The sequence below is a fragment of the Devosia sp. Root635 genome (genome assembly GCF_001427605.1).
GTDB lineage: Bacteria > Pseudomonadota > Alphaproteobacteria > Rhizobiales > Devosiaceae > Devosia.
In genome coordinates, this window is record NZ_LMGZ01000001.1 from 93395 (window position 1) to 116842 (window position 23448).

Sequence of the window (23448 nt, forward strand, 5' to 3'; positions counted from 1 at the left end):
TCCGGCCACATCATCCCCGCTCCCCGGCCCCGATCCCCAACATCGCCCGCTTCTCCGCATCACTCAGAAAATCCGCGCCGCCCACCCGGCTCCACAGCGCCGCCCGGTCCTCGGCCAGCGCCTCCACGCCGTCGAAATCCGGCGTCACCACCGCCCCGCCGAAGGCCGGCGACAGCCAGTTGCTCAATTCATCCGCCACGCGCACCACCAGCGGGATCAGCGTCTGCCGCCACAGGGCGCGATTGGCTTCGGCCAGGTTGGCATAGGTATTGTCGCCCGGAATGCCGAGCAGCATGGGCGGCACGCCGAAGGCCAGCGCAATGTCGCGCGCCGCGGCGTGCTTGGCCTCGATGAAATCCATGTCGCGCGGACTGAGCGCGATCGTCTTCCAGTCCAGCCCGCCCTCCAGCAGCATCGGCCGCCCGGCATTACCGGCGCCGGAGAAATTGGCTTCCAGCTCCTCCTTGAGCCGCTCGAACTGGTCGGCCCGCAGGCTCTGCCCGCCCGCCGAATAGACCAGCGCGCCCGAGGGCCGCGCCGCATTGTCCAGCAGGGCCTTGTTCCAGGTGCCGGCCGCATTGTGGATGTCGAGGCTGGTCTGCGCCGCCTCCAGCGGCGCCATGCCATAATGGTCGTCCATCGGATGGAACAAGGCCATATGCAGCACCGCAGGCACCGGCCCCCCATCCTGCCGCAGCCGCATGGTCCGCCCGCCGGCCGTATAGTCATAGGCTTGCGGCCAGCCATCGACCCCGGCCACCACCTTCATGCGGTCCGGCCTGAGGCAGAACAGCCCCTTCACCTCGCCATCGACCGCCCCCGCCTGCAGATAGGCATTGCCGGCCGTCTGCAGATAGGCATAGACCGCTTCGAGCATTTCCCCGCCCGATTGCCGCCCATTGGGCCGCGCCAGCAGGGTCGCCAGTGGATGCTCATCTACCCTTTGCCCGCCCTCGCTCACTACCAACGGTACCCGATTGGCCGCCTCGGCGATCAGCCGCACACAGCGATAGACCACCGGATTTTTCGCGAATCCCTGGTTCACGAGGCTGGCAAAGCCCCGATTGCTCCAGTTGGCCGCCCCGAGCTGGTTGAGGCTCAGCAGCGTATGCCCGCCGAACGACTTCCGTTCATCAGGCGTGTTCGTCTGCCCGCCCAGCAGGCGGCTGATCCAGTTCGGCATTGTTTTGATCCTTAAACCTGTCGCATTCGCCGGCGTGGCCCCACCCGCGATGTCACCCCGGCCTTGAGCCGGGGCCCATCTCGAGATCGTTCCACAACCGCAAGGTGTTCGGGCACCTCAGGATGGACCCCGGCTCAAGGCCGGGGTGACACGGTGGTTGGGGCGATCTCGGGGCCCATCACCTAAAGCCCCCGCACCTGCGGCCGTGTCTCGTTCAACAGCAATTCCGTCACCGCCCAGACCAGCGCATCCACGCGGTCCGGCGAGTGGCCATCGCTCAATCCATCAACGGCGAAGCTGCACATCTCGTCTTCCAGCTCGGTCAGCCCCGCGGCATGGCTCACCAGCCCGCGGGCATAGAGCGCCGCCACCGGCTCGGCGCGGCTCCATTTGCCGCGGCTGGCCCGCACCGCCCGCACCGGCACATTGGCATCCACCTGCGCGATCACCGCCGGCACCATGTCGCCGCCCTGGTTCACCTCCACCACGATGGCATCGGCATCATGCGCCACATAGGCCGCCACGGCCCGCCGCGCCCAGTCAAGCGGCCGCACCTGTTTCAGCGTGCAATCCTCAAGCACCGCCACCCCGTCGCCCACCCTTCCCGCCACGACGATGCCGCAGGCATCCGAACTGGCATTGCCCGTCACCGGCGGGTCCACCGCCACCACGATCCGCCCAATGTCCCCGCCCGCAAAGGCCCGGAACATGCCCCGCTGCCACAGCGCACCGGGCAGGTCCTCGATCAGTTCACCATCGAGTTCCTGCCGCCCCAGCACCGTGCCCTGGTAGCGCGCCACCACCTGCCCCATGAAATCGGGCGCCAGATGGGCGTGATTGTCCGCGGTCCGCATCCGGCTCATCACCGTGGCCGGGTCGTCGAGCAGCCGCTTGAGCAAGGCCGTAGGTCGTGGCGTCGTCGTTGCCAGCTGGCGCGGTCTGTCACCGAGGCGCAGGCCGAATTGTAGCTGGTCCCAGGCCGCTTCGGCATTCGGCCATTTGCCCACCTCGTCGCACCAGGCTGCCGCAAATTGCGGCCCGCGAAAGCTGTCGGGGTCGGACGCGGACAAAAGCGTGGCCTCCACCTTGTTGGGCCAGATAAGCCTTGCGCCCCGAATAGTCGGCGTCTCGTCGTCGCGGCAGACGGTGAGCAGGCCGCTTTGCCCGCGTACCATCACCGCCATGGCTTCCGTCATGGTCTCGCCGACCAGGGCAATCGGTGAAATCTTGCGGGCAACCAGGCTCCGCACCCATTCTGCCCCGGCCCTTGTCTTGCCGGCGCCGCGCCCACCCATGAACAGCCAGGTGGTCCAGTCTCCCGGCGGCTCCTTTTGGGCGTCATATGCCCAGCGCGACCAGTCGAAATAGCGGTTATAGGCCTCGTCGTCGTTCAATCCGGCGACAACGACGGCCCCCTCAACGGCGGTTGAACTGGTCAATTCGCTGGGCCAGCTTTTCCCTTATGTCGCGCATGTCCCGCTTCCGCGGCGGCGTGACCACCTTGGTCTCCTCGCTGGCAATCGTGGTGATCTTGTCGAAATTCTTGATGAGTTCGGTCAATTGCTGTGCTTCCTTGTCGCCTAATGTTTCGCCCACATTATTGGCCAGTTTCGTCACCTGGCTTTCCAGCAGGGCAAACAGTTTCTCCAGCGTGGCGCCGCGCCGGTTGGTCACCTTGGCTCGCCGCGATATCCAGTGCTGCGTCTTCCAGCGGTGCTCAAACGCACTCTTGGTCACGCCAAACCGCTCGCAGATTTGCTTTATCGTTTCGTCGCCCTGTTCGTAGGCACGCCGGATCGCCACCCAGTCAGGGGTGTTTTGAAGATTTGACGTTGGCATCAATGGGTCCCGGCATTTCGGCGGGTCAGCGGCTCATCGCCGCCTCACCCACTTTTCCGACCATGCCTGAACTATAGCTGATCACCGTGACGCGGGGATAAGATGGATAAGTTCTGCGCACGACCACAGCGCTGGCCCACCCACCAGCCGTCACCCTCGGGCCTGACCCGAGGGCTCTTCACTTACGGAGCGTTCGGCAAGTGCACCCCCCCTCGGGTCAAGCCCGAGGGTGACGCGCGGTGTGTGAATGAAGAAGGCCTGCCCCGTTTCCGCGGGACAGGCCTGACTTCAGCAACAAGCCGAAAATCAGATCCGCACGAAATCCACCTTGCGGCAGGCGATCAGCTGGCAGCCGGACAGGCTCATCTGGTCGCTATCCACCAGCGTCACCGAGCCGGACACGGTGTGCCCGTCATATTTCACTGTACCGCGCCACTTGTTTTCGGCGGTGGCCCGGGCGCCCTGCACCACATATTCGTTGAGCAGCGCCAGGTTTTCCGGGCTCTGGGCATCCTTGCGCAGCCAGGTCAGCTTGGCGCAGAGCGCGGTGCCGTCGCCGCAATAGCTCACGGCATAGCGCGACTCACCGGTCGTGGTCTGCCAGGTGCCGACTGGCGTCAGGTCCTGGGCGAAAGCAGGGGCCGCGGCACAAAGGGCCAGAACGGCGGCGGCAATGGTCTTTGCAACAGTCATGATCGTCTCCTCGACGGCACGCCGAAGGCCGGCCCGCAAGGGCGCCACGGCGTGAATGGGTTTGGTTGACCGTGCAATTGCCATTGCCGCACTGAACCTGCCGCGAACCGGGCGTTCAGTTCGGGTTCATGCTCACCCAAACTTCCGCCCCGCATCCATCGCCAGGCCCAGCCCCACACTCCCCAGCACATCCGTTCGCACCAGTTCCGCCGCCGGAAACAGCGCCCGCAGCCGGTTGGCAATAACAGGCACCTGGGTCGAGCCCCCCGTCAGGATCAGGCTGTCGATGGCCCCTGCCACCACCCCTGCCCGCCGCAGCGCCTCGGCAATCGTGTCCTCGATCCGCCGAACCGAGGCCTGCAGCGCCCGGGTCAGGTCGTCGATAGCAATGGAGGTCTCGATCCAGCCGTCGCGCACCGGAAAGGTGAAATCCGTGGCCTCGGCATCCGACAGCGCGATCTTGGCTGCTTCCACCGCCCCCACCAGCCGATGTCCCAACCGGTCCTCGATCAGTTCCACCATCATCCCCACCCGCTCGGGCGTCTGCGCCTCGCGCTGCGTGCCGCGCAGGTCGCGCAGGGTCTTGGCCGTATAGAGCCGGTTGATGCGATGCCAGGTGGAGAGGTCATGATAGGGCGCCACCGGCAAATGCCGCTTGCCATCCAGCGTCATGCTGCCCAGCCCCAGTTCCGGCATCACCTTGCCCATCGACAGCAGCCGGTCGAAATCGGTGCCGCCGACATGGACGCCCGCCGTCGACAGGATATCGCCGGCCCGGTCCACCGCGCGCGCCCGTTCCGGGGAAACCCGCACCACCGAAAAGTCCGAAGTGCCGCCGCCCAGGTCGACGATCAGCGCCAGCCGCTCGCGCGTCACCTGCCGCTCATAGTCCAGCGCCGCCGCGATCGGCTCGAACTGGAAATCGACATGGCGAAACCCCTGCGCCCGCACCGCGCCCTCAAGCTGCCCCTGCGCCGCCGCATCGGCTTGCCGGTCATCATCGACGAAATGCACCGGCCGGCCGCAGACCACGGTATCGACCGCGCCACCCAGCTCCGCCTCGGCCCGCCGCTTTAACTCGGCGATGAAGATGCCGAGAATGTCGATGAATCCATAGCTCTTCGCCTTGACCCGCGTCGTGTCCCCGATCAGCGCCGTGCCCAGCACGCTTTTGAGCGAGCGCATCAGCCGCCCCTCGGCGCCGCTGACATATTCGGCCACCGCCTGCCGGCCGAAATGCACGCTGTCATCCTCGAAGCCGAAAAAGATCACGCTGGGAATGGTTTCGCGCCCATCCTCCAGCTTGAGCAATTGCGGCACCCCGCCGGAATCGCGGCGCGCAATGGTCGAATTGGACGTGCCGAAGTCGAGGCCGCAAACAAGGGTCATGGCATGCCATCCATTTTGGGGTCGCGCCCAGGGCGCGCGAGGGACGGCTTATTAAGGGTTCAGGTCTTGGCTGGCAACCTCTGTGATCCCCACCACCGCAGGGCTATCGGGCCGCAAATTCTTCAGTCGTCTCCCTCTCCCTTGCGGGGAGGGATCAAGGGTGGGGGATGTTTAGCCCCGATATCCGGGCTCCCAACACCCCTCCCACCATCGGGTCATGAGAAAATCAGGCAGCCCGGCGCCGACGCTCCTGCGCCGGCCGCAGATCCACGCCCTGCATCTGGCCCATGCCCCTGCGCTGGGCCTTCTTCAGCGCCTCGGCGGCAGCCTCGAAGAATTTCCGTTCATAGCCGCCGCGCGGATTGGTCACCGCCAGGCCCATGCTCAGCGTCACCATGCCGGCATGGCTTTCCTTGTGCGGCATGGCCAGTCGGCGCATGGCGTCGGCAATCTTGCCGGCGGTGGCGCGCGCCATCAGCGCCGGCATGTCGGGCAGCACGATGACGAAACTGGCGGCGCCCAGCCGCAGGCAGCTATCGCCCGCGCGCGGCAGCGCCTCGGTGATCGCCTGCGTCACCGACAGCAGGCAGCGATCGGCCTCGCCGCGGCCATAGGCGGTAAAATAGTCGGCGAAGCGGTCGATTTCGATGACCAGCAGGCTCAGCGAGACATGCCGGGCCGCCGCATGGTTCCAGCCCTGCACCAATTCATCCTCGATCCGGATGCCCAGCTTGGGCTTCATGCCGATGGAGCGGGCGATGGCGGCCTGGCCATAGGCCGGCACCCGCTCCTGCCGCGCCGGTCGCAACGCGCCCAAAGCCGCCCGGACACGGGTCCAGAACGGCTCGCTCTGATCTTTGGCAATCGCGGTGTCGGTCATGATCGTCGCCCATCCTAGGCTCGCATTGTGCGGGATCAGGCCACAACATGGTTAACGACGTGTAAATACGTAGGAACCGTGCGGCGGGCAGGACTGTCGCTCCTCACCCGGATTCCAGGCCACAGCCTGGTTTTATTCCATATATTTCCAGGCTATAACCTGGTTTTAATACATACAATAGCAGGCTACAGCCTGGTATTTCGCATAAAAAACCAGGCCGCAGCCTGGTGAAAGGTCTGAACATGGCATGGAACCGTAAGTTGCAGCAGGCGCGCCAGAGCCTCGACCAGAAGCTGCGGGCGTTCCAACCCGCCGGCCAGCATCCTCCTCCGGCAAAGGGCTGGATTCGGGCCCTTCGGAATGCGCTGGGCCTGTCTGCCGCACAACTTGGCGACAAGCTGGGTGTGCGGCCGCAATCCATCGACGATCTGGAAAGGAGCGAAGCCGCCGGCACGATCAGCCTCGATGCCATTGCCCGCGTGGGCCAGGCCATGGACTGCACCCTGGTCTACGCGCTTGTTCCGAACACGTCGCTGGAAACCATCGTGCAACGGCGCGCCGAGGCCCTTGCCATGGCAGCCATAGCCGGGGTCGCCCATACCATGGCACTGGAGGATCAACAGGTTCCCAGCCCCCTCGGGCAGCAGGTCAAGGATTATATCGAGGACCATATCTCCGAGCGCGATCTGTGGCGCGACAATGGCTGACATCTTTGCCGGTCCGGAAGGCTCGACGCCTCTCCACCCGCAGGATCAGCGCGGCCTCCGCCAATCGTGGATCACCACCCGTGACGACCTCAATGCGGCCGAGCAAGCCAATATCCTTGCCGGCCGCGCCTGGGCGATGCGCAGCCGGGTCGCGCTGACTTCGGAGGATTACCTGCGCCGGCTGCACCGGCAGATGTTCGGTGATGTCTGGTCCTGGGCCGGGCAGTTGCGGCAGATCGAAACCAATATCGGGGCTCTGCCGCACGAAATCCCCACCCGGCTGCGCCAGTTTCTCGGCGACGTGGATTACTGGATCGCCAACCAGACCTGGCCGCCCGACGAACTCGCCGCCCGCCTTCACCACGGACTGGTGTTGATCCATCCCTTCACCAATGGCAACGGCCGCCACACCCGGCTCACTGCCGACCTTATGTGCCGTCAACTTGGCCTTGCGCCCTTCACCTGGGGCCGCCACAGCCTCGATTCCGTCGGCGAGACCCGCCAGGCCTATCTGGCCGCCTTGCGCGCGGCCGATAATCACGACTTTGCCCCGCTCCTCGCCTTCGTGCGGTCCTAAAGCGCTTCCGGCGGTTCCCATTCCGGCCAGTCCACTGCGTGGTCTTCCCATTCGTCGGGTGCGATGTCCTGTTCGGCGAAGGTGCGGCCCCGCGCCGAGACGCCGACATCGACCACGGTCTGCGGATCGCCCGAGACCAGCGGGTGCCACCAGGCCAGCCCCTTGCCCTCGGCAATGCGGCGATAGGCGCAGGTGGTGGGGATCCACTTGATTTCGGTGACGTTCTGCGGTGTCAGCTTGATGCAGTCGGGCACCTTGGCCTGCCGGCCCGGATAGTCGGTGCAGCCACAGGTATCGCCATCGAGCAGCTGGCAGCGCACGTCCGAGGTGATGAGGATACCGCTATCCTCATCCTCGAGTTTTATCAGGCAGCAGCGGCCGCAGCCGTCGCAGAGCGCTTCCCACTCCGCCTCGGTCATTTCGTCCAGCGTTTTTTCGTCCCAGAAGGCCATTTTAACTCGCGGGCTGGTAAGCCTGTTGCCGGTTTGCCCTTGTCGGGCGCGCAGCGCAATCATATTCCAGCGATCATGTTGCGTTGATCACCGCCTGCGCGGACAACAGTCCGTGAGACCAAGCCCGGGGATAGTGGTGCAGGATCCGTTCTATACCAAGGAAAAGCGCAAGAAATCGGGCGGCATGCTGGCCGCCGATGCGTGGCTGGATTCCTCGCTCTACGAGTTCTGGCAGGCGCTGGGCCGCGGCTATACCCGCTTCCAGGATTTCATGAGCATCTTCCACGTCGCCGGCATCAAGCGGCTGTTCGTGGAACTGGTCAGCGACGGTCTCTCCTTCTTCGCCATCGGCTGCGTGCTGATGACCGCGCTGGCCCTCCCCGCCTTCGACGCCACCGCCTCGGGCGAATTCAACAAGGCCGAGGACTATTCGGTCGTCTTCCTTGATCGTTTCGGCACCGAGATCGGCCGTCGCGGCATCCGTTCCGACGATTCCGTCGCGCTCGATGACATGCCCGACTATCTGCTCAAAGCCACCCTCGCCACCGAGGATCGCCGCTTCTACGACCATTTCGGCATCGACGTCGTCGGCACCCTGCGCGCGCTGATGAGCAACGCGCAGGGCGACAATTCCACCCAGGGCGGCTCGTCGATCACCCAGCAGCTCGCCAAGAACCTGTTTCTCAGCTCCGAGCGCACGCTCGAGCGCAAGATCATCGAGGCTTTCCTCGCCGTCTGGCTGGAATGGCACTATTCCAAGGATCAGATCCTCAAGCTCTATTTCGACCGCGCCTATATGGGCGGCGGCAATTTCGGCGTCGTGGCCGCCGCCGACTACTATTTCGGCAAGAAGGTGCAGGACATCAACCTGGCCGAGGCCGCCATGCTGTCGGGCCTGTTCAAGGCCCCCACCCGCTATGCGCCGCATGTCGACCTGGCCGCCGCGCGCGGCCGCGCCAATCTGGTGCTGTCCAACATGGTGGCCGCCGGCTTCCTCACCGAGGGCCAGGTTACCGCGGCCCGGCGCCACCCGGCCACGCCGATCAGCCGCGCCGACGATGCCAATTCCCCCAATTACTTCCTCGACTGGGCCTTCGAGCAGTCCAAGACCCTGATCGAGACCCACAACCACGCTTCCAACAATTTCATCGTTCGCACCACCATCGACACCACGTTGCAGAAATATGCCGAGGAGGCAGTGGTTTCGACCATCCTCGAACAGGGCGAGCGATATGATGTCAGCCAGGCGGCCATGGTGGTCACCGATACCCAGGGCGCCATCCGCGCCATGGTGGGCGGCACCGACTATGCCAAGAGCCAGTTCAACCGCGCCATCGTCTCGACCCGCCAGCCGGGCTCGGCCTACAAGATTTTCGTCTATTCGGAAGCCTTCGAGCAGCTAGGCCTCACCCCAGCCGATCTCATCACCGACCGGCCCGTCTGCATCGGCGATTGGTGCCCGGTCAATTACGGCCGCAGCTACAAGGGCACGGTAACGCTGGCCAGCGCCTTCGCCCAGTCGCTCAACACCGTGCCCGTCACCCTCTCGATCAAGACCGGCCGCGAGCCGATTGCCGCGCTCAGTCATCGCATGGGCCTGCAGGCGGACTATCCGGTCACCCGCTCGCTGGCGCTCGGCGTCGCATCAGTCTCGGTGCTGGACATGACCTCGTCCTACGCCGTGCTGGCCAATCACGGCTACAAGACACCGGGCTTCGGCATCACCCGCATGACCACGCTCAATGGCGAGCTGGTCTACGAGGCCGATCCCGATGCCCCGCGCGAGCGCGTCCTCAGCGACACCACGGTTGCCAATATGAATTCCATGCTGCGCGGCGTCGTCACCGGCGGCACCGGCACCCGTGCCCGTATCGAGGGCGTGCCCGTACTCGGCAAGTCGGGCACCACCTCATCTTATCGCGACGCCTGGTTCTGTGGCTTTACCGGCAATTACGTCGCCGCCGTGTGGATGGGCAATGACGATTACCACGCCACCAACAATCTCACCGGGGGAAGCCTGCCGGCCGTCGCCTGGCAGAAATTCATGGCCTATGCCCACACCAATATCGAAATCCTGCCGGTTTTCGGCGTCGATTTCGTGCCCGAACCGACCGTGGTCGCCGAAGCCGATCCCGCGCTCGAAGACGAGATCATCGAACGCCCGCCCAGCCTCACCCCCGCCGCCGCACGCAAACTCGTCGACCTGGCCGGCCGCTTCGCAGCGACACTGGAAACCGCGGCGCCAGCGGCCCATCAGGCGAGCGTGCCGGGAAATACGCAGGGGCTGTAGCCATTGACGACGATGTAGTCCCAAGCTACATTTCGGTCGTGAAGCCGATCACCTACAAGCCTGCTGCCACTAAGGCCCTTCGCAAGATGCCCGCGAACACGGCTCACAGGATCATTGGCAAGATTGAAGCCTATGCAGCCGATCCGGCTTCGCAGCAAAACAATGTCAAGGCGCTTAAAGGCACCCAAGCAATCAGGCTGCGCGTCGGGGACTGGCGTGTCATCATGCATGACGGCACTGTGCTCGACATTATTGATATCGGTTCGCGTGGCGGCATTTATGACTGATGGAGACCACCATGAATGAAATGATCACCATCCCTCGAGCGGAATATGACCGGCTGCGTGAAGCCGCCGAAGACCTCGCCGATCTCCAGATTTATGAGCGGGCCATCGCCGCTAAAGAAGAATCCATCCCCTCCGAATTTGTCAACCGCATGATCGACGGCGAAAGCCCCGTCCGGGTCTTCCGCGACTTTCGTGGCATGACCCAGATGGCCTTGGCCAAGGCGTCGGGTGTCAACCGCGTACAGATCGCCGATATCGAGGCCGGTCGCGGCAAGGGCTCCGTCGAAACCCTGCGCAAGCTGGCCGAGGCCCTGCGGGTCACTATCGACGATCTGGTTTGATCCGCCTCGCGGCCAGGACTATCGCCGGGATGCATCCGGTTTCGGCGATTGAGGTAAGAGTGCCGTCAGGTTTAGCAAGTCGCTTTGGGGATTAAGCGTCCCCATTCCCATGCCGATATAGGGAGCCACTATCGCAGCCAAACGGTTCCTGACGACAAAGAGTTCAATAACCCGGCCGTCAGCTTCACTTGCTCGGTCTTTGCTGGAGACACTATCACTCCGGATCGACATCACATTCATCTCATGGGCAAGGCGTCGGCCGCAAGCCACTTCGCCCTTCCGCCTCCCCGCCCCCCTTGCTACAACCGGTCCAGTCCTTTCGCGCAGGTTCCTTCGCCCATGCCGATTCCAGCATTTCCGAGCCGCTGAACCGTGCGCTTCGTCTTCTATCTCCTCGTGATGATCGCCGTGGCGCTTTGCGTCGGTTTCGGCCTCAGCTATTACGCGCTGACCGATGGGCGCCTGTTCGGCGTGGCGCAAGTGGGGCCATGGGCCGCCTGGCCCGATGTCGGCTCCAATGCGCCCAATCCCTATACGCGCGGCCATCTCGCGCGCACCGCCGCTTTCGAGCTGGGCCAGTCCGAGGGCCTGCAATTCACCGCCACCTCCGATAGCGATGGCCAGCCGCTCAGCCGCGACTGCGCCTATCGCATCCTTGGCAAAACCCCGCTCGCCACCTTCTGGACGCTGGCGGCGCAGGACGAGGCCGGCGTCAACATCGCCGCGCCCGATGTCGCCCCGGCCATGCGCAGCAGCGATATCGCCCGCGCCGATGACGGCTCCATCATCATCAATGTCGGCACGCGCCTGTTGCCGCTCAACTGGCTGGAACTGGCCGGCGAAGGCCCGTTCAAGCTGGTCCTCACCCTCTACGACACCGCCGCCTTTTCCGGCTTTTCCAGCGATGCCTCCATGCCCTCGATCATCCGCGGAGATTGCGCATGATCCGCTTCCTGCTCTGGCTGCTGGGCGGCGTGGTGCTGGGCGGCATCATCCATATCGTGGTCATCCTCACCCTGCCGGCTTTGGCCGAGCAGTCGGTGTGGAGCCGCGTTGCCGACCTCGACGCCGATAACCACATGGTTATCCTGCCCCCGATCGTGGCCGGCGAGGCCAATCCGCTCGGTCTCGACCCGGCTCTGGCCTATGGCCTGTGCCGCGTGGATTTGAGCCAGGGCCCGGCCTATGTCAGCGGCGTGCTGCCCGACGCTTTCTGGTCGGTCGCCCTGTTCAATCCTTCCGGCATCGTCACCTATTCGACCACCAATCGCGACGGCATCGGCCAGACGCTGCAATTGGGTATCTTCAACGCCGCCCAGACACGCCTGCTGGCGCAGCAGCAGCTCGACATTGCCGAGGGCCTGCTCGTCGTTGAATCCACCAGCGACCGGCTCCTCATCCTTGTCCGCCTCGCCCCACCCCACCAGGCCATGCGACAGCGCTTCGAACAGGAATTGAGCGAAGTGGAATGCGGCACACGGGGCTAGCGGCCCAACCTTCCCTTGTGGGGGAGCTTCTTTGGACGCCGATGCCTCCTTCCCCTTCTCCCCTCGTGGGAGAAGGTGCCCGAAGGGCGGATGAGGGGGGCGCCGAGTTTCCCACCTGCATTGAAGCATGGGAGAGTGCAGCCCCCTCACCCGGAAATCCGCTAGACGCGGATTTCCACCCTCTCCCACAAGGGGAGAGGGGGAGTCGGAGCATGAGCTCAACGTAAGCACTCCCTGGGGGAGCCTACCCCTATCCCCGCAGATAAGGCCGCATCGCCGTGGCATGTTGCGCCGCGAATTCCAGCCGCCTGATCCATTGCAGCGGATCGCCGTCGCCGCTGTCTTCCGCGTCGCCGAATTCCTCCACCGTCCGGTAGAACAGCGCATGGGACTCTGCATAGCCGAGCGTCATTCCGGCCCCGCGCACCAGCAGGGGCCAGTCGACATCATTGGCCAGCGTATCGACGCGGCTCTCCCGCACGATCAGCCCGGCCGCTTCCGGCGACAGGCGGCGAATGGCGAACATCAGGTCCCAGTTCTCGCCGGTCAGCAAGGAATGGACATGGTTGACCAGCCGCTCGCTCTGCTGCAGCCGCTGCGGCCCCTGCGCCAGCGCCTCGGACGAGCGCCCCACCACCAGCATGTCGACGTCAGGCTGCTCGGCCAGCACATGGCTCAGGTCTTCCGGATCGCATTCGATCCAGCGCAGCATATGGTCGAAATCGGCATAAAGCGCCGGCCGTCCCGCCGCCATGGCCACCGCATCGCGCCGCGCCTTGCCGATGATGGCCTCGCCCGCCGCATGGGTCATGATGTCTGCCCCCAGCGCCTCCAGTTCCGCCAGCACTTCGGGCCTGGTCGCATCCGACACATTCAGCGCGATCTCGGGAAAAATCCCCCGCAGCGACCCTGCCAGCCGGTGCGTCGCCGATGCCAACCGTCCCACCGGATCGTGTACCGTCGCAGTGAGCACAATGGTTTCCATCAATCCTGATCTCCGACCACAACCACCATTGCGGGTTCTGCGGCAGCTCCAGCCCGACTCGCAACACAGTCTTGTGGCCTATCCGAGCGCGCCGGTCACCCCACCGGCCAGTGCCAGCAGCAGCACGACCACCCAGGGCGGTGCCTTCCAGGCCACCAAAGCCACGAAGCCGGCCAGCGCCAGTGCGAAATCCAGCGGGTCCAGCACGGCGCTGATCCATACCGGATCATAGAGCGCCGCCCCGAGTATCCCCACCACTGCCGCATTGGCGCCGCGCATGGCCGCCTGCGCCGCCGGGCGCCCCCGCAGCGCGTCCCAGAAGGGCAATGCCCCCACCAGCAGCAGCATGCCCGGCAGGAAGATCGCCACCAACGCAATGGCTGCGCCGACGACCCCGTTCGGCATCGGCCCGCCCACCGCGCCCAGATAGGCGGCAATGGTAAAGAGTGGTCCCGGCACAGCCTGCGCCGCGCCATAGCCGGCGAGGAACGCATCCTTGCTCACCCAGCCGCTTGCCACCGTTTCGGCGTCGAGCAGCGGCAGCACCACATGCCCGCCGCCGAAGACCAGCGAACCGGCGCGATAGAAGGCGTCGAACAGGTCCAGCCCATGCGCATTGACCGCCGCAGCCAGCACCGGCAGGCCAACCAGCAGCAGGGCAAACAGCACCAGGCACACCACGCCGACCGCACGGCTCACCGGAAAGCGCGTCACCGGCGCCGCCATCACCGCCCCGTTGCGGCAGAAGACCAGCCCGGCCAGCCCACCGAGCACGATCGCCGCCACCTGCCCCGGCGATCCGGCCAGCAGGATCGTCACGGCCACCGCGGCCACGGCAATCGTCGCCCTTTGCCGGTCCGGCGTCAGGCTGCGCGCCATGCCCCACACGGCCTGTGCCACCACGGCAACGGCCACCAGTTTCAGCCCATGCAGCACGCCCTGCGCCACCGGCCCGTCCAGCAGGTCCGCGCCCAGCGCGAACACCACCAGCAGGGCGGCCGATGGCAAGGTGAAGGCCGCCCAGGCCGCCAGCGCCCCCAGGGGCCCCGCCCGATACAGCCCGAGCGCGAAGCCGACCTGGCTCGAAGCCGGTCCGGGCAAGAACTGGCACAAAGCCACGAGGTCGGCATATTCGGCCTCGCCCAGCCAGCGCCGCCGCACCACGATCTCGTCGCGGAAATAACCGAGATGGGCAATCGGCCCGCCGAAGGAGGTCAGTCCGAGCTTGAGGAAGGCGAGAAACACTTCCCCGGCCGCACCGGTTGGCTGAACGTGTCGGGATGCCGAAGCGCGCTCGTCGGTCATCGCACCCTGTTCATCGCCCGCCAAGGCAGCCCCACCACCACGTCATTCCGGAGAACCACCGTCATTCCCATCACCCACGATGTCATTCCCGCGAAGGCGGGAATGACATCGGGTATCTATCGACCGCCCTATTTCGGCAGCACGATCTCGGTGTCGCCGATATTCTGGAAGCGTGACGGTATGACGACACCGCCGCCCCCGCCCGGATGGCCGCCCGGCGCGGCACAGAAATCGCGGCGATTGGCGCGGTTCACGAATACCGCCATGCGCCGCAAAGCCTCGTCCACCGCCAGCGACTGCTCATGCGGCGTTTCCACCAGCAGGTTGTCGAGCGCAAAGTCGTAGCTCGAATAGCGGTAGTTCAGCGCCCGCACGAACCAGTCGATGAAGGCATCGTTCTCGTATTTGCGCGCCGCCACCTCCGCACCGATGCGCGGCGGCAGGTCATGGCCCAGCCCGCCATAGGCAACGGCGCGCTGCCGGTCGATCTCGATCACCTTGCAGATGGCGGCGAATGTCGTCGGCAGCGTGTCGATATCGGCCGTCACATGGCTGCCCACGGTTGCGTAGCGCGTGCGCGAGGACTGGTAGTCGGTGCGTTTCAGCCAGTCGTAGTAGCGCTCGATGGTGAAGCGCTCGTCGCGCGGCCGCACGATGCGGGTGCGCTGCAGTTCCACGGCGCCGTCGAATTGCCAGTCCTTGGCATGGGCAGCCACGAGGAAGCGCCAGACGCGGTCACGCATCTCCTCTTCCTGGTCGGTCTTGTTGAAGCTCGAAACCGGTTCATTGCGATTGCCGGCGATGAAGGCACCGGTCGCCGGCATGGCTGTGTCATGGGTCCAGCTCGGCGCGGCGCGGCCGAAATCGCCTACGGGTCGCGCCACGCAGCCGGCCAGCATGGCCGAAAGAGCCAGTGCGCCGGCCAGGCGAAAGAATTTATCCACGCTTGCGTTTCGGCCGCGTAGGATCGAGCCTCTTGTTCGGCGGCTGCGACGTCCCGCGCTCATAACGCACCCCGGTAAAAATCAGGATCTGGGCGTTGCCGGGCGTGGCTGCCCCGCCTTTGGCGGCTTTCGGCCGCTGATCGAATTTGACGAGCTTTCCCAAGCTGCCCTCCAGTTCGCTCGCTCCTCCATTCCCAATGGAGGCCACGGTTTCGCGTTGCAAATCGGTCGCGCGACGCCCCTCGCACTGACCGCTGACATCCGCATTAAGAGATCGTCAAGGTTAACAGTCTGCTAACGAATTCGCGGCAAGAGTGAATGTGCATCGAATGTGATGCGATTCCGGATAGACGGTCCCCCAGATATGCTTGGTTTTCAGCCCTACGAGACGTTTCAACTGCTCATCGAGACGGGCGGCGTCGACCGTACGAATACCCTGCTGATCGCCGCCTGCGACGCCTATGCGCGGCGCGGCAAGCCGACCGCTCCCGAAATGGAACAGTTCGAAGCGCTGGCCGGCCGGCTCTTCCCCATTGCTGGCCCCCAAGCCCGCGCCAAGGGCGCCGCCATCCTTGGCCGCGCCGAAATGCTGTCCCCTGCCCTCGAGCAACTGGTCATCGACAATATCGGGGAAGACCTCAACCAGTTCCTGGCTGGCGCGACCGACCTTTCCGAGCCCACCATGCTCGACATCATCGCCCGCTATGACGTGCCTGGCGCCGCCACCATCGCCGCCCGCGTCGACCTCACCAATGTCGTGCTGGCCAAGCTGTTCCAGATGAATTCCCGCAAGGTTTACCGGGCCTTGGCCGCCAACACCGCCATCGTGCCGCGCGGCGCCTATCTGAGCGCGCTGGCCCGTTCGGCGCAGATGGACCACATGGTCGCCGAGTCGCTGGCCCAGCGCGCCGACTTCGACGCGGCCCTGCTGGCCCCGGCCTTCTTCGACCTCTCCGACGTCGATCGGGTCAAGGTGATCCAGGCTTTCGCCCATCGCGAAACGCCCAAAGCGCCGATCAGCAAGACCATCGAGCAACTCACCGTTGCCAATCAGGAACTGACCAAGGCGCTGATGAAGCTGTTCTCCGAGAACCGCCGCCCCGAAGTCACGCGGCTGCTCAGCCAGATCACCGGGCTCGACGAAGTCCGCTGCGGCCAGATCGCCCATGACGTCACCGGCGCCTCACTCTTCGTCATCCTGCGCGCCTTTGGCTGCTCCGCCTATGACGGGCTCAAGGTTCTCATCCACGCCACCAGCCATGACAGCGAGCGCTCCCGCGCCCTGGCCGATTTCGCCACCCTCTTCGGCAATGTCACCCCGGAATCAATGGCCTACCTGATGGGCGCCTGGCGCGGCGAGGTGAACCTGCTCGAGCTCAACAAGCCCGAATACAAGCCCTTCGTGGAGACCGCCCGCCGGGCCCCGTCCAACACGCTGGCCCCGGCGCATAATCCGGTGGTCGACCAGGCCATCGAAGCCCTGGCCCGCATCGGTGCCCGCCGCGCGGGCTGACGTTCTTACCTCTCGCTTTGGGGGGAGAGGTGAAGGCCGCCTACCCCACCACCTCGATCCCCACGTCATCCCCGCGCAAATCGAGGCTCAACACCCACAAATCGGGGTCGAAATCGACTTCCTGGGCGATGCGTTCCGTCACCTTGGGCGGCTCGACGTGGTTGAAACGGCGCTGGAACACCAGGCTGGCATCGTCCTGGCGGCTTGCCATGGGCGCGGGCGTGAACAGCGAGCGCGTGCCATCGAGGTGATCCACCTCGATAAACACCTGTCCGGCAATGGGATCGCCACGACGCGACACCACGCACATATTGCCTAAATCATTGTGGCGTCTGACGAAAACGCCGCACCACAAATCGCTGCGCAAAGCCCTCATGCGAACAGCTTAGATCGCCGCGCCAGCCTGCCGCAACAGGCCCACCAGGTCGGGATTGACCTGCCCGGTCACCCGGTAGCTATGGAAGTTCTCGAATTCGCGGATGGCCCTGGCCGTGGCGTCGCCCGGATGGCCATCGATCGAGCCGTGATAGAAGCCCAGGCTCGCCAGTCCCGACTGAATCTGGCTGACCAGTTGCACATTGTTGGCCGGGGCCAAGGTCGGCGTCGTCGGCTCGAGCGAGGCAACCTGCACCGGGGCCGGCATCTGCTGGGCCAGCGGCAAGGCCGGGACGGGCTTGACGGCAGGCGCCGTCGGCGTGGTGCGGCCGCCATCGACGGCGGCCACGATGGAATCGATGGTCTGTGCCGCCGCATTGCCGATCGTGTCGACCGCCTGGTCGACCGGCGACAGCGCTGGCAACCGTGCCACGACGCGATCAGGCTGCGGCGCCGGCTGGACAACGGCCTGCGGCTGGACCACCGGCTGCACGACAACGGCCGGCCTGGCCACCGGCACCATGCCCGCGGCATCGGCGCGCAGGATGGCGTCGATCATGTCCGGCGTCATGGCGCCGGTCGGCTCAAGGCCGTTGCGCTGCTCGAAGGCGCGAATCGCATTGGCGGTCATCGGCCCGTAAAAACCGTCGACCGTGCCGTTGAACAGGCCCAGCTCGGTCAGCTTCTTCTGCACCGCGAAGGCATCGCTATTGCCGACCGGTGCCGAGGGAATCGTCGGCGGCGCGACCGCGACGCTGCCGGTCGTTTCCTGGGCAACAGGAGCCGGGATCACCGCCGTCTCGCGCACTGGGGCGGGCATCGGTTCGGGAGCGACCAGCGGCTGCGCCACCGGCACATCCGCCACGGGCGCAAAGAACGGCGCGGGGTGCCGTTCGGTCTGGAAATACAGGGCATTGCTGGCCGCCAGCGCGGTCAGCGTCACCAGCGCCAGCATGCCGGTCGAGGCCAGCGGCGCGCGCATATAGCGGGACATGGTCCAAAGGCCGGCACGACCCAGCGAGGTCGCAAAGGCGCTGCCCGCCAGCAAAGGCAGGCGGGTGAAAGTGGTTGCCGTCATTGCGCTTTTCTTTTTTCGTCTTGCCATGAATGGATCGGAGCGGCGGCTGGCTCTTTGCGGAGTGGTGTGACCGATGCAGTTTCTTCGGTCTTTATTGCCGGACCGTTTATAGGCAACAAAACAGTCACTGTTGTCCCCGCCCCGATCTCCGACATGGCCCGCAAAGTGCCCTGATGCAGGTCGACCAGACCCTTGACGATGGACAGGCCAAGGCCAGTGCCCTCGTAGCGGCGGGCCAGCCCGTCCTGCACCTGGAAGAAAGGTTCCCCGATTCGGCTCAGCGCTTCGGGCGCCATGCCGACGCCGTGGTCGGTGACCGACAGGTTGAGGCTCTGGCCCTGCCGCTTGAGGCTTACCGTCACCCGTCCGCCGGGATGGCTGAATTTAATGGCGTTGGACAACAGGTTGAGCAGGATTTGCCGGCAGGCGCGCTCGTCGGCGACCAGCGGGGGCAGGTGGCCGGCGATATCGGCGACCAGCGTCACCTGCTGCTTGCTTGCCATAGCCTCGACCATGCCGAAGCAGGGTTCCACCATGTCCTCGACCATGAAGGGCTCGGTCTGCAGTTCAAACTTGCCCGCCTCGATCTTGGACATGTCGAGCAGCATGCGCACCACTTCGAGCAGGTGCTTGCCGCTCTGGTGGATCAGGCCCGCGTATTCGCGATGGGTGGTCGAAAGCTCGCCGCCAATGCCTGACGTCATCATTTCCGAAAAGCCGACCACCGCATTGAGCGGCGTGCGCAATTCATGGCCGATGGTGGCGAGGAAGCGCGACTTGGCGTCCGAGGACTCTTCGGCGGCCCGGCGCGCCTCGGCCATGGCGATCTCGCTGTCCTTGCGGCTGGTAATGTCGCGGAACAGCGCCACCACTTCGTGCCGCAGGCCGGTATTGTCGGCGTCCTGCACCGGGGAAAGGCTGATTTCGACCCAGATGAAACGTGGCACGCTGGTCATGGCGCGCGGATCGTCCTGGCGCATCCTGACTTCGATGATGCGCGATTTGCCGCCCTGGTTGGCGTCGGCGAAGGCGGTCAGATAGGCGGGCCGGTCCAGCACATGCAGCCGCTCGCCCAGCCCGCCGCCCGACAATTCATAGCGGCGGCAGCCGAAAAGCTGCTCGGACGAGCGCGAGGCGAGCAGGATGTCGCCATCGCTGGAAAAGCGGATGACGCCGTCCTGCACATGCTCGATCAGGTGGCGATAGGCGGTAATCTGGGCCTTGTCATACACCTCGTAGGCGGCGTTGATCCGGTTGGAGGTGTGAACGACGATGCCGGCGATGGTCACGAATGTCGCCATCGCCGTGGCCATGAGCACCCCCGGCGCAATCGGAATTGCCGGCACGCCGAAGGCCGCGGCGGTCCCGGCGAGCGCGATCACGCCGGCCAGCAGGGCCCAGCTCTGCTGCCGCAGGCGCCTGCGGCCCACCAGTGAGGCAAGCACCGGCGCCATGACGGCAATCGCCAGACCCGCATCGCCCAGCCTCTCATCGGCGAGCGTGAGCAGGCAACCCAGGATCAGCAGGGTACAGACCTGTCCGGCAGCGGCTTCCTCGAACAACCGGCGCTGGTGCAGCGAGAGCGTGACCATGCCGCCGGCCAGGCCTAGCGCCGCCACCGCGATGGGAAAGGCCGAACCGGCCACCAGGGCGTAGACGGCGAAGGGCATGGCGAGGGCGCTGAACAGGATCAGCAGGCGCGAATTGTTGGCGAGCGTCTTGCGGCGCAGCATTTCCGGCCGATGACCGGAGCCGGCAACGGCCAGGGATATCTCTTTGCTTGCGCCGAAAGAGAACAGCCTACGCATACGCATTACTCACTATCACGACGCCAGCAGTCATGGGTGCCTGGAGCACCGATGGGGCCTGAGCGGGGTCAGGTCTTGTTGATGCCACCCTGCCCGCCAAGAGCTAAAGGCGAGCTTAAATCTCATGGTCGGCAGAGGCTTGCATGCCATCGGGGACAGTCCTTTCTCGGGTTAGCGTAAACAAGGCGTTGCCCTGCCTCGCAGCGGTCGGACGCATTTGTCTAAAACTTTATGGAAATGTCCCAGCGGCGCTTAACAGGGCTGCCCTAGTCTGGGCGATGCAGGTCAATCGTGGCCTGCCCGAGAGTCTGGAAGAAGCAATGTTCCTGGTCGTCCGCTCCGTTTTCTGGCTGACGGTCGCCTATATGGTGATCAAGCCCGGCGTCGATTTTGTCGACGCCCAGGCCATGTCGGCGCAGGCGATGGCGGCCGGCCAGCAGGTCATTGCCGAGCAGATCCAGGCGATCGAATGTGACAGTTTCCAATGCGTCGGCGGCAAGGCGGTCATCGCCGCGGCGCTTCAGTCTGCCCCGCCTGTCGGTACACCCATGCATGAGTCGCCGACCCATGGTCCGGCCCCCATACCCCGGCCCCGGCCGGATTGGGCGGGATAGCGGGAGCCCTGCCCCGGGCCCCGGTATAGACCCCAGGGATCGCGTCACTTCCCCAAGCGACGCACTCCAGCGCTCCCTGGCCTCAGCCGCAAGCACGCTGCCCCGTGCTTGCGGCTTTTTCTTTCCGTAGGCCAGCACGGCGCATCGCCTGCAATTTTTGCAATCACACCTGATATGCTTGCATGAACAGCAAGAGCCTCAACCCGTGGAGCGAGGACGTCCTGCCGCGAGCGGCGAAGGCGGCCTTGGCCGGGTGACCATGGCCGGGCCATGTCCGGCCGTAACAGCGCTGCCTTGCTATCGACACCATGTCAGCCTATATGTGCTGCATACGTTTGAGCTACATGGCTATCTGATCCCGGTCCGCCGGTCTTCGTACCCCCTGTTTTTGAGAGCGTTTAGGCCTGTCCGGCGTGTTGCCGGGCAGCAATGATGCTTGCTGGCCATTGGCCGGGGCACGACCTGAAAGATTAAAGCCATGATTACCGGCACCGTAAAATTCTTCAATTCCACCAAGGGCTTCGGCTTCATTTCGCCCGAAGACGGCAGCAAGGACGCTTTTGTCCATGTCTCTGCCGTCGAACGTTCCGGCCTTGCCGGGCTCTATGAAGGTGACAAGGTCACCTACGAGCTCGAAAATGGCCGTGACGGCAAGATTTCGGCGACGAATCTGACGCTCGTAAAGTAAGACTGCTCCGGGCCCTACGGGGCTCGGATGCCGCCTCCGGCCTTGCCGAGGCATAGATAAGGCCCTGCGGCACAGCCCGGGCCAATTGAGACAATCATGACATTTCCGAACTACCACGCTCGCGCCGAGCTTTATCTCGGCAGCGATCGGCCCACTGCCATGGCGCAGGGTGGCCGAACTTTCGCTACTGCCGCCCAGGCCATCCGTTTCGCCTTCGAGGAAGCCGCGCCGGTGAGCCTGCATGGCGCCATGCTCAGGATCGGCGGCGCCACTTATGCCGGCGCTGACCTGACCGACCTCTACCGCAGCCCCGCCTTTCCCCTGCCGCGCAAGCCGTCCATCCGGCGTCGCCCACATGGCAACCGCAGCGGCGCGCTCTATGCGGCTTCCCGCGCGGCGCCCCGGCATCAGGTCGCAATGGCCTGATGCCGACAGCGCTCTGGTAAAGCCGGCCCGCTTTGACTAGATAGTCCGCCATGAGCGAACCCCAGGCCTTCCAGGACATTGCCGAAAACCTCTCCTTCCTCGACGATTGGGAGGACCGACTGAACTATGTCATCGAGCTTGGGCAGGCTTTGCCCGACATGCCGGAAACCGACAAGACGGCCGAGAACAAGGTCAAGGGCTGCGTGTCCAATGTCTGGCTGGTGTCGAGCGTCGACCGCTCCGGCGGGGCTCCCGTCATGCGCTTCCGCGGCCAGTCCGATGCCATTATCACCAAGGGCCTGGTGGCCGTGCTCATAGCCCTCTATTCGGGCCGCCCCGCTGGCGAGATCGCAGAAACCGACGCGATCGACTGGTTCAGGAAGGTCGGTCTCAGCGAGCACCTGGGCATGCAGCGCTCCAATGGCCTGGTGGCCATGGTCAATCGCATCCGTTCCGAAGGCAAGGCACTGAGCTGAGCTATTCGGCCGGCGCGGGCGCCACTTCGGTTCGCCGCCCGCCGAAGGCGGCATTGCAGAACCGCAGCAACGGCTGCTCGACGAAGCGATAGAGTACCAGGCCGGCCGCCGTGCCGCCGATGATCGATACCGCGGCAACGAGGTAGTCTGCCCATAGATTGGCCGGGTCCAGCAGCTTGAACACCAGCCCGGACAGCACCGCCACCTCGTAAATATGCACGAGATAGATCGAATAAGACGCGTCCCCGATATGTTCGAGGATGGCCACGCGCGGCAGAAGGCGCTCGAAACGCACGGCGAGCAGCACCAGCGACGAAGCGAAGGCGACAAGGCCGATAAAGGCAAAGCCGTCCTCGACCAGCCCTTCGCCGAAGACAAATCCCTCCACCAGTCCGGCAAGGCCCAGGACCAGCGCAACGCAGACTGCCCCGGCCGACAGGCCGCTCAGGCGGCCCTGCAAGGTCGCCAGCCCCAGCCAGGCGCCGGCACAGAAAGCCAGCGGCATGAAGCTCGTATAGAATTGGGCAATGGCCGGCTCGGGCTGCAGCAGCGCCCCCAGCACGGCGAGCGCCGTAAAGGCCGCCGTCAGCCAGACGACCCGCGATTGCGCGCCGAGAAAGGCCAGCAGCGCAAAGCAGACATAGAAGAAGACTTCATAATTCAGCGTCCAGCCGAGCTTGTAGAGCGGATGGATGCCGTGGCTGACCGGATTGTAGAAGGGCACGAACATCAGCGACAGCAGCAGCTGGCCGGTATCGTAGACCGTGGTCTTGAACATTTGCGGCGCCAGCAGCGCCAGGGCGGCGGCGAGAAGCGTCGCGCCCCAATACATCGGCACGATGCGGATGAAGCGGCGGCGCAGGAAGGCCGGGGCGGAAAACCGTCCTTCGCCAGTCACCGCAACCATGATGAAGCCGGAAATCACGAAGAACAGGATGACCCCAAGCCAGCCCAGCCGGCCGAAGCCGAGATGGTCGCCCACCAGCGGATAGAGCAGCGCATGCGACGCCAGCACCAGCATGGCCGCAAACCCGCGCAGGTATTGGATGGTGATGAACTTTTGCCGCATGCCCGTATTTAACATGCCACCACCGGGCCAAAGTATTACAGT

Annotated in this window: 27 protein-coding genes; 12 read left to right on the top strand and 15 right to left on the bottom strand. The window is 64.9% G+C overall.

Annotated elements, in window-relative coordinates:
• Positions 1 to 10: 10 nt before the first annotated feature.
• From ASD80_RS00445 to ASD80_RS00470, 6 genes are all read right to left on the bottom strand, one after another.
• Positions 11 to 1183 (bottom strand): phage portal protein, encoded by a 1173-nt coding sequence (locus tag ASD80_RS00445; RefSeq protein ID WP_056227370.1) that lies wholly within the window; start codon positions 1181 to 1183, stop codon positions 11 to 13.
• A gap of 182 nt (positions 1184 to 1365) precedes the next feature.
• A complete protein-coding gene (locus tag ASD80_RS00450) occupies positions 1366 to 2577 on the bottom strand; it encodes a DNA-packaging protein (RefSeq protein ID WP_056227372.1) in 1212 nt (403 codons plus the stop codon).
• 22 nt (positions 2578 to 2599) lie between these two features.
• On the bottom strand, positions 2600 to 3022 hold the full coding sequence (locus ASD80_RS00455; protein ID WP_156460254.1) for a hypothetical protein: 423 nt from the start codon (positions 3020 to 3022) through the stop codon (positions 2600 to 2602).
• A 306-nt stretch (positions 3023 to 3328) separates the two neighbouring features.
• Positions 3329 to 3715 carry a DUF2147 domain-containing protein gene (locus tag ASD80_RS00460; protein ID WP_162247290.1) on the bottom strand — a complete coding sequence of 129 codons (387 nt, stop codon included), beginning with the start codon at positions 3713 to 3715 and terminating at the stop codon, positions 3329 to 3331.
• A gap of 132 nt (positions 3716 to 3847) precedes the next feature.
• Positions 3848 to 5104 (bottom strand): Hsp70 family protein, encoded by a 1257-nt coding sequence (locus ASD80_RS00465; RefSeq protein ID WP_056227382.1) that lies wholly within the window; start codon positions 5102 to 5104, stop codon positions 3848 to 3850.
• A 226-nt stretch (positions 5105 to 5330) separates the two neighbouring features.
• The gene (locus ASD80_RS00470) at positions 5331 to 5984 is read right to left on the bottom strand and encodes a diguanylate cyclase domain-containing protein (protein WP_056227385.1); all 654 of its coding nucleotides are present in this window, start codon (positions 5982 to 5984) and stop codon (positions 5331 to 5333) included.
• Positions 5985 to 6226: 242 nt separating this feature from the next.
• Between ASD80_RS00470 and ASD80_RS00475 the strand changes: the two genes are divergently transcribed.
• Both ASD80_RS00475 and ASD80_RS00480 read left to right on the top strand, forming a co-directional pair.
• On the top strand, positions 6227 to 6691 hold the full coding sequence (locus tag ASD80_RS00475) for a mobile mystery protein A (RefSeq protein ID WP_056228189.1): 465 nt from the start codon (positions 6227 to 6229) through the stop codon (positions 6689 to 6691).
• Complete coding sequence (locus tag ASD80_RS00480; protein ID WP_056227389.1) at positions 6684 to 7268, top strand: mobile mystery protein B; 585 nt, start codon at positions 6684 to 6686, stop codon at positions 7266 to 7268. Before ASD80_RS00475 ends, ASD80_RS00480 begins: the two co-directional genes overlap by 8 nt.
• Here ASD80_RS00480 and ASD80_RS00485 read toward each other — a convergent pair.
• Positions 7265 to 7720, bottom strand: coding sequence for a YcgN family cysteine cluster protein (locus tag ASD80_RS00485; RefSeq protein WP_056227392.1), 456 nt, complete (start codon positions 7718 to 7720; stop codon positions 7265 to 7267). The genes ASD80_RS00480 and ASD80_RS00485 overlap by 4 nt on opposite strands.
• A gap of 136 nt (positions 7721 to 7856) precedes the next feature.
• Between ASD80_RS00485 and ASD80_RS00490 the strand changes: the two genes are divergently transcribed.
• The 5 genes from ASD80_RS00490 to ASD80_RS00510 all read left to right on the top strand — a co-directional run bounded on the left by ASD80_RS00490 (position 7857) and on the right by ASD80_RS00510 (position 12125).
• A complete protein-coding gene (locus tag ASD80_RS00490; RefSeq protein WP_056227395.1) occupies positions 7857 to 10010 on the top strand; it encodes a transglycosylase domain-containing protein in 2154 nt (717 codons plus the stop codon).
• Between the two features lie 38 nt (positions 10011 to 10048).
• Positions 10049 to 10297 carry a type II toxin-antitoxin system RelE family toxin gene (locus tag ASD80_RS00495; protein WP_056227398.1) on the top strand — a complete coding sequence of 83 codons (249 nt, stop codon included), beginning with the start codon at positions 10049 to 10051 and terminating at the stop codon, positions 10295 to 10297.
• 11 nt (positions 10298 to 10308) lie between these two features.
• On the top strand, positions 10309 to 10638 hold the full coding sequence (locus ASD80_RS00500) for a helix-turn-helix transcriptional regulator (protein ID WP_056228193.1): 330 nt from the start codon (positions 10309 to 10311) through the stop codon (positions 10636 to 10638).
• Between the two features lie 372 nt (positions 10639 to 11010).
• A complete protein-coding gene (locus tag ASD80_RS00505; protein ID WP_056227401.1) occupies positions 11011 to 11583 on the top strand; it encodes a DUF1214 domain-containing protein in 573 nt (190 codons plus the stop codon).
• Positions 11580 to 12125 carry a hypothetical protein gene (locus ASD80_RS00510; protein ID WP_056227403.1) on the top strand — a complete coding sequence of 182 codons (546 nt, stop codon included), beginning with the start codon at positions 11580 to 11582 and terminating at the stop codon, positions 12123 to 12125. The genes ASD80_RS00505 and ASD80_RS00510 overlap by 4 nt, the downstream gene beginning before the upstream one ends.
• A 250-nt stretch (positions 12126 to 12375) precedes the next feature.
• Here the strand turns inward: ASD80_RS00510 and ASD80_RS00515 are convergent, their stop codons facing one another.
• The 4 genes from ASD80_RS00515 to ASD80_RS18670 form a co-directional block, all read right to left on the bottom strand.
• Complete coding sequence (locus tag ASD80_RS00515) at positions 12376 to 13110, bottom strand: hypothetical protein (RefSeq protein WP_056227406.1); 735 nt, start codon at positions 13108 to 13110, stop codon at positions 12376 to 12378.
• 78 nt (positions 13111 to 13188) lie between these two features.
• The gene (gene chrA / locus ASD80_RS00520; protein WP_056228194.1) at positions 13189 to 14415 is read right to left on the bottom strand and encodes a chromate efflux transporter; all 1227 of its coding nucleotides are present in this window, start codon (positions 14413 to 14415) and stop codon (positions 13189 to 13191) included.
• Between the two features lie 128 nt (positions 14416 to 14543).
• Complete coding sequence (locus ASD80_RS00525; protein WP_156460255.1) at positions 14544 to 15359, bottom strand: hypothetical protein; 816 nt, start codon at positions 15357 to 15359, stop codon at positions 14544 to 14546.
• Positions 15352 to 15522, bottom strand: coding sequence for a hypothetical protein (locus ASD80_RS18670; protein ID WP_156460256.1), 171 nt, complete (start codon positions 15520 to 15522; stop codon positions 15352 to 15354). The genes ASD80_RS00525 and ASD80_RS18670 overlap by 8 nt, the downstream gene beginning before the upstream one ends.
• 201 nt (positions 15523 to 15723) lie before the next feature.
• On the opposite strand from ASD80_RS18670, the gene ASD80_RS00530 reads away from it, so the two are divergent.
• On the top strand, positions 15724 to 16872 hold the full coding sequence (locus ASD80_RS00530) for a DUF2336 domain-containing protein (protein WP_056227412.1): 1149 nt from the start codon (positions 15724 to 15726) through the stop codon (positions 16870 to 16872).
• A 40-nt stretch (positions 16873 to 16912) separates the two neighbouring features.
• Here ASD80_RS00530 and ASD80_RS00535 read toward each other — a convergent pair whose 3' ends face one another.
• The 3 genes from ASD80_RS00535 to ASD80_RS00545 are packed head-to-tail and all read right to left on the bottom strand — an operon-like array spanning position 16913 to position 20139.
• Positions 16913 to 17248: a DUF1491 family protein gene (locus ASD80_RS00535; RefSeq protein WP_082554946.1), complete on the bottom strand. Its 336-nt coding sequence runs from the start codon at positions 17246 to 17248 to the stop codon at positions 16913 to 16915.
• Positions 17249 to 17257: 9 nt separating this feature from the next.
• Positions 17258 to 18325, bottom strand: a complete 1068-nt coding sequence (locus tag ASD80_RS00540) for a peptidoglycan-binding domain-containing protein (protein ID WP_056227419.1) — start codon at positions 18323 to 18325, stop codon at positions 17258 to 17260.
• Complete coding sequence (locus ASD80_RS00545; protein ID WP_082554948.1) at positions 18322 to 20139, bottom strand: PAS domain-containing sensor histidine kinase; 1818 nt, start codon at positions 20137 to 20139, stop codon at positions 18322 to 18324. Before ASD80_RS00545 ends, ASD80_RS00540 begins: the two co-directional genes overlap by 4 nt.
• A 314-nt stretch (positions 20140 to 20453) precedes the next feature.
• Here ASD80_RS00545 and ASD80_RS00550 point away from each other — a divergent pair, with 314 nt between their 5' ends.
• The 4 genes from ASD80_RS00550 (at position 20454) to ASD80_RS00565 (ending at position 22337) form a co-directional block, all read left to right on the top strand.
• On the top strand, positions 20454 to 20747 hold the full coding sequence (locus tag ASD80_RS00550; RefSeq protein ID WP_156460257.1) for a hypothetical protein: 294 nt from the start codon (positions 20454 to 20456) through the stop codon (positions 20745 to 20747).
• A 478-nt stretch (positions 20748 to 21225) separates the two neighbouring features.
• Positions 21226 to 21435 (top strand): cold-shock protein, encoded by a 210-nt coding sequence (locus ASD80_RS00555; protein ID WP_056227426.1) that lies wholly within the window; start codon positions 21226 to 21228, stop codon positions 21433 to 21435.
• 96 nt (positions 21436 to 21531) lie between these two features.
• A complete protein-coding gene (locus ASD80_RS00560; RefSeq protein ID WP_056227428.1) occupies positions 21532 to 21861 on the top strand; it encodes a hypothetical protein in 330 nt (109 codons plus the stop codon).
• A gap of 50 nt (positions 21862 to 21911) precedes the next feature.
• The gene (locus ASD80_RS00565) at positions 21912 to 22337 is read left to right on the top strand and encodes a SufE family protein (protein WP_056227431.1); all 426 of its coding nucleotides are present in this window, start codon (positions 21912 to 21914) and stop codon (positions 22335 to 22337) included.
• A 1-nt stretch (position 22338) separates the two neighbouring features.
• Here ASD80_RS00565 and ASD80_RS00570 read toward each other — a convergent pair whose 3' ends face one another.
• On the bottom strand, positions 22339 to 23406 hold the full coding sequence (locus tag ASD80_RS00570; protein WP_056227435.1) for an acyltransferase family protein: 1068 nt from the start codon (positions 23404 to 23406) through the stop codon (positions 22339 to 22341).
• Positions 23407 to 23448 lie beyond the last annotated feature (42 nt).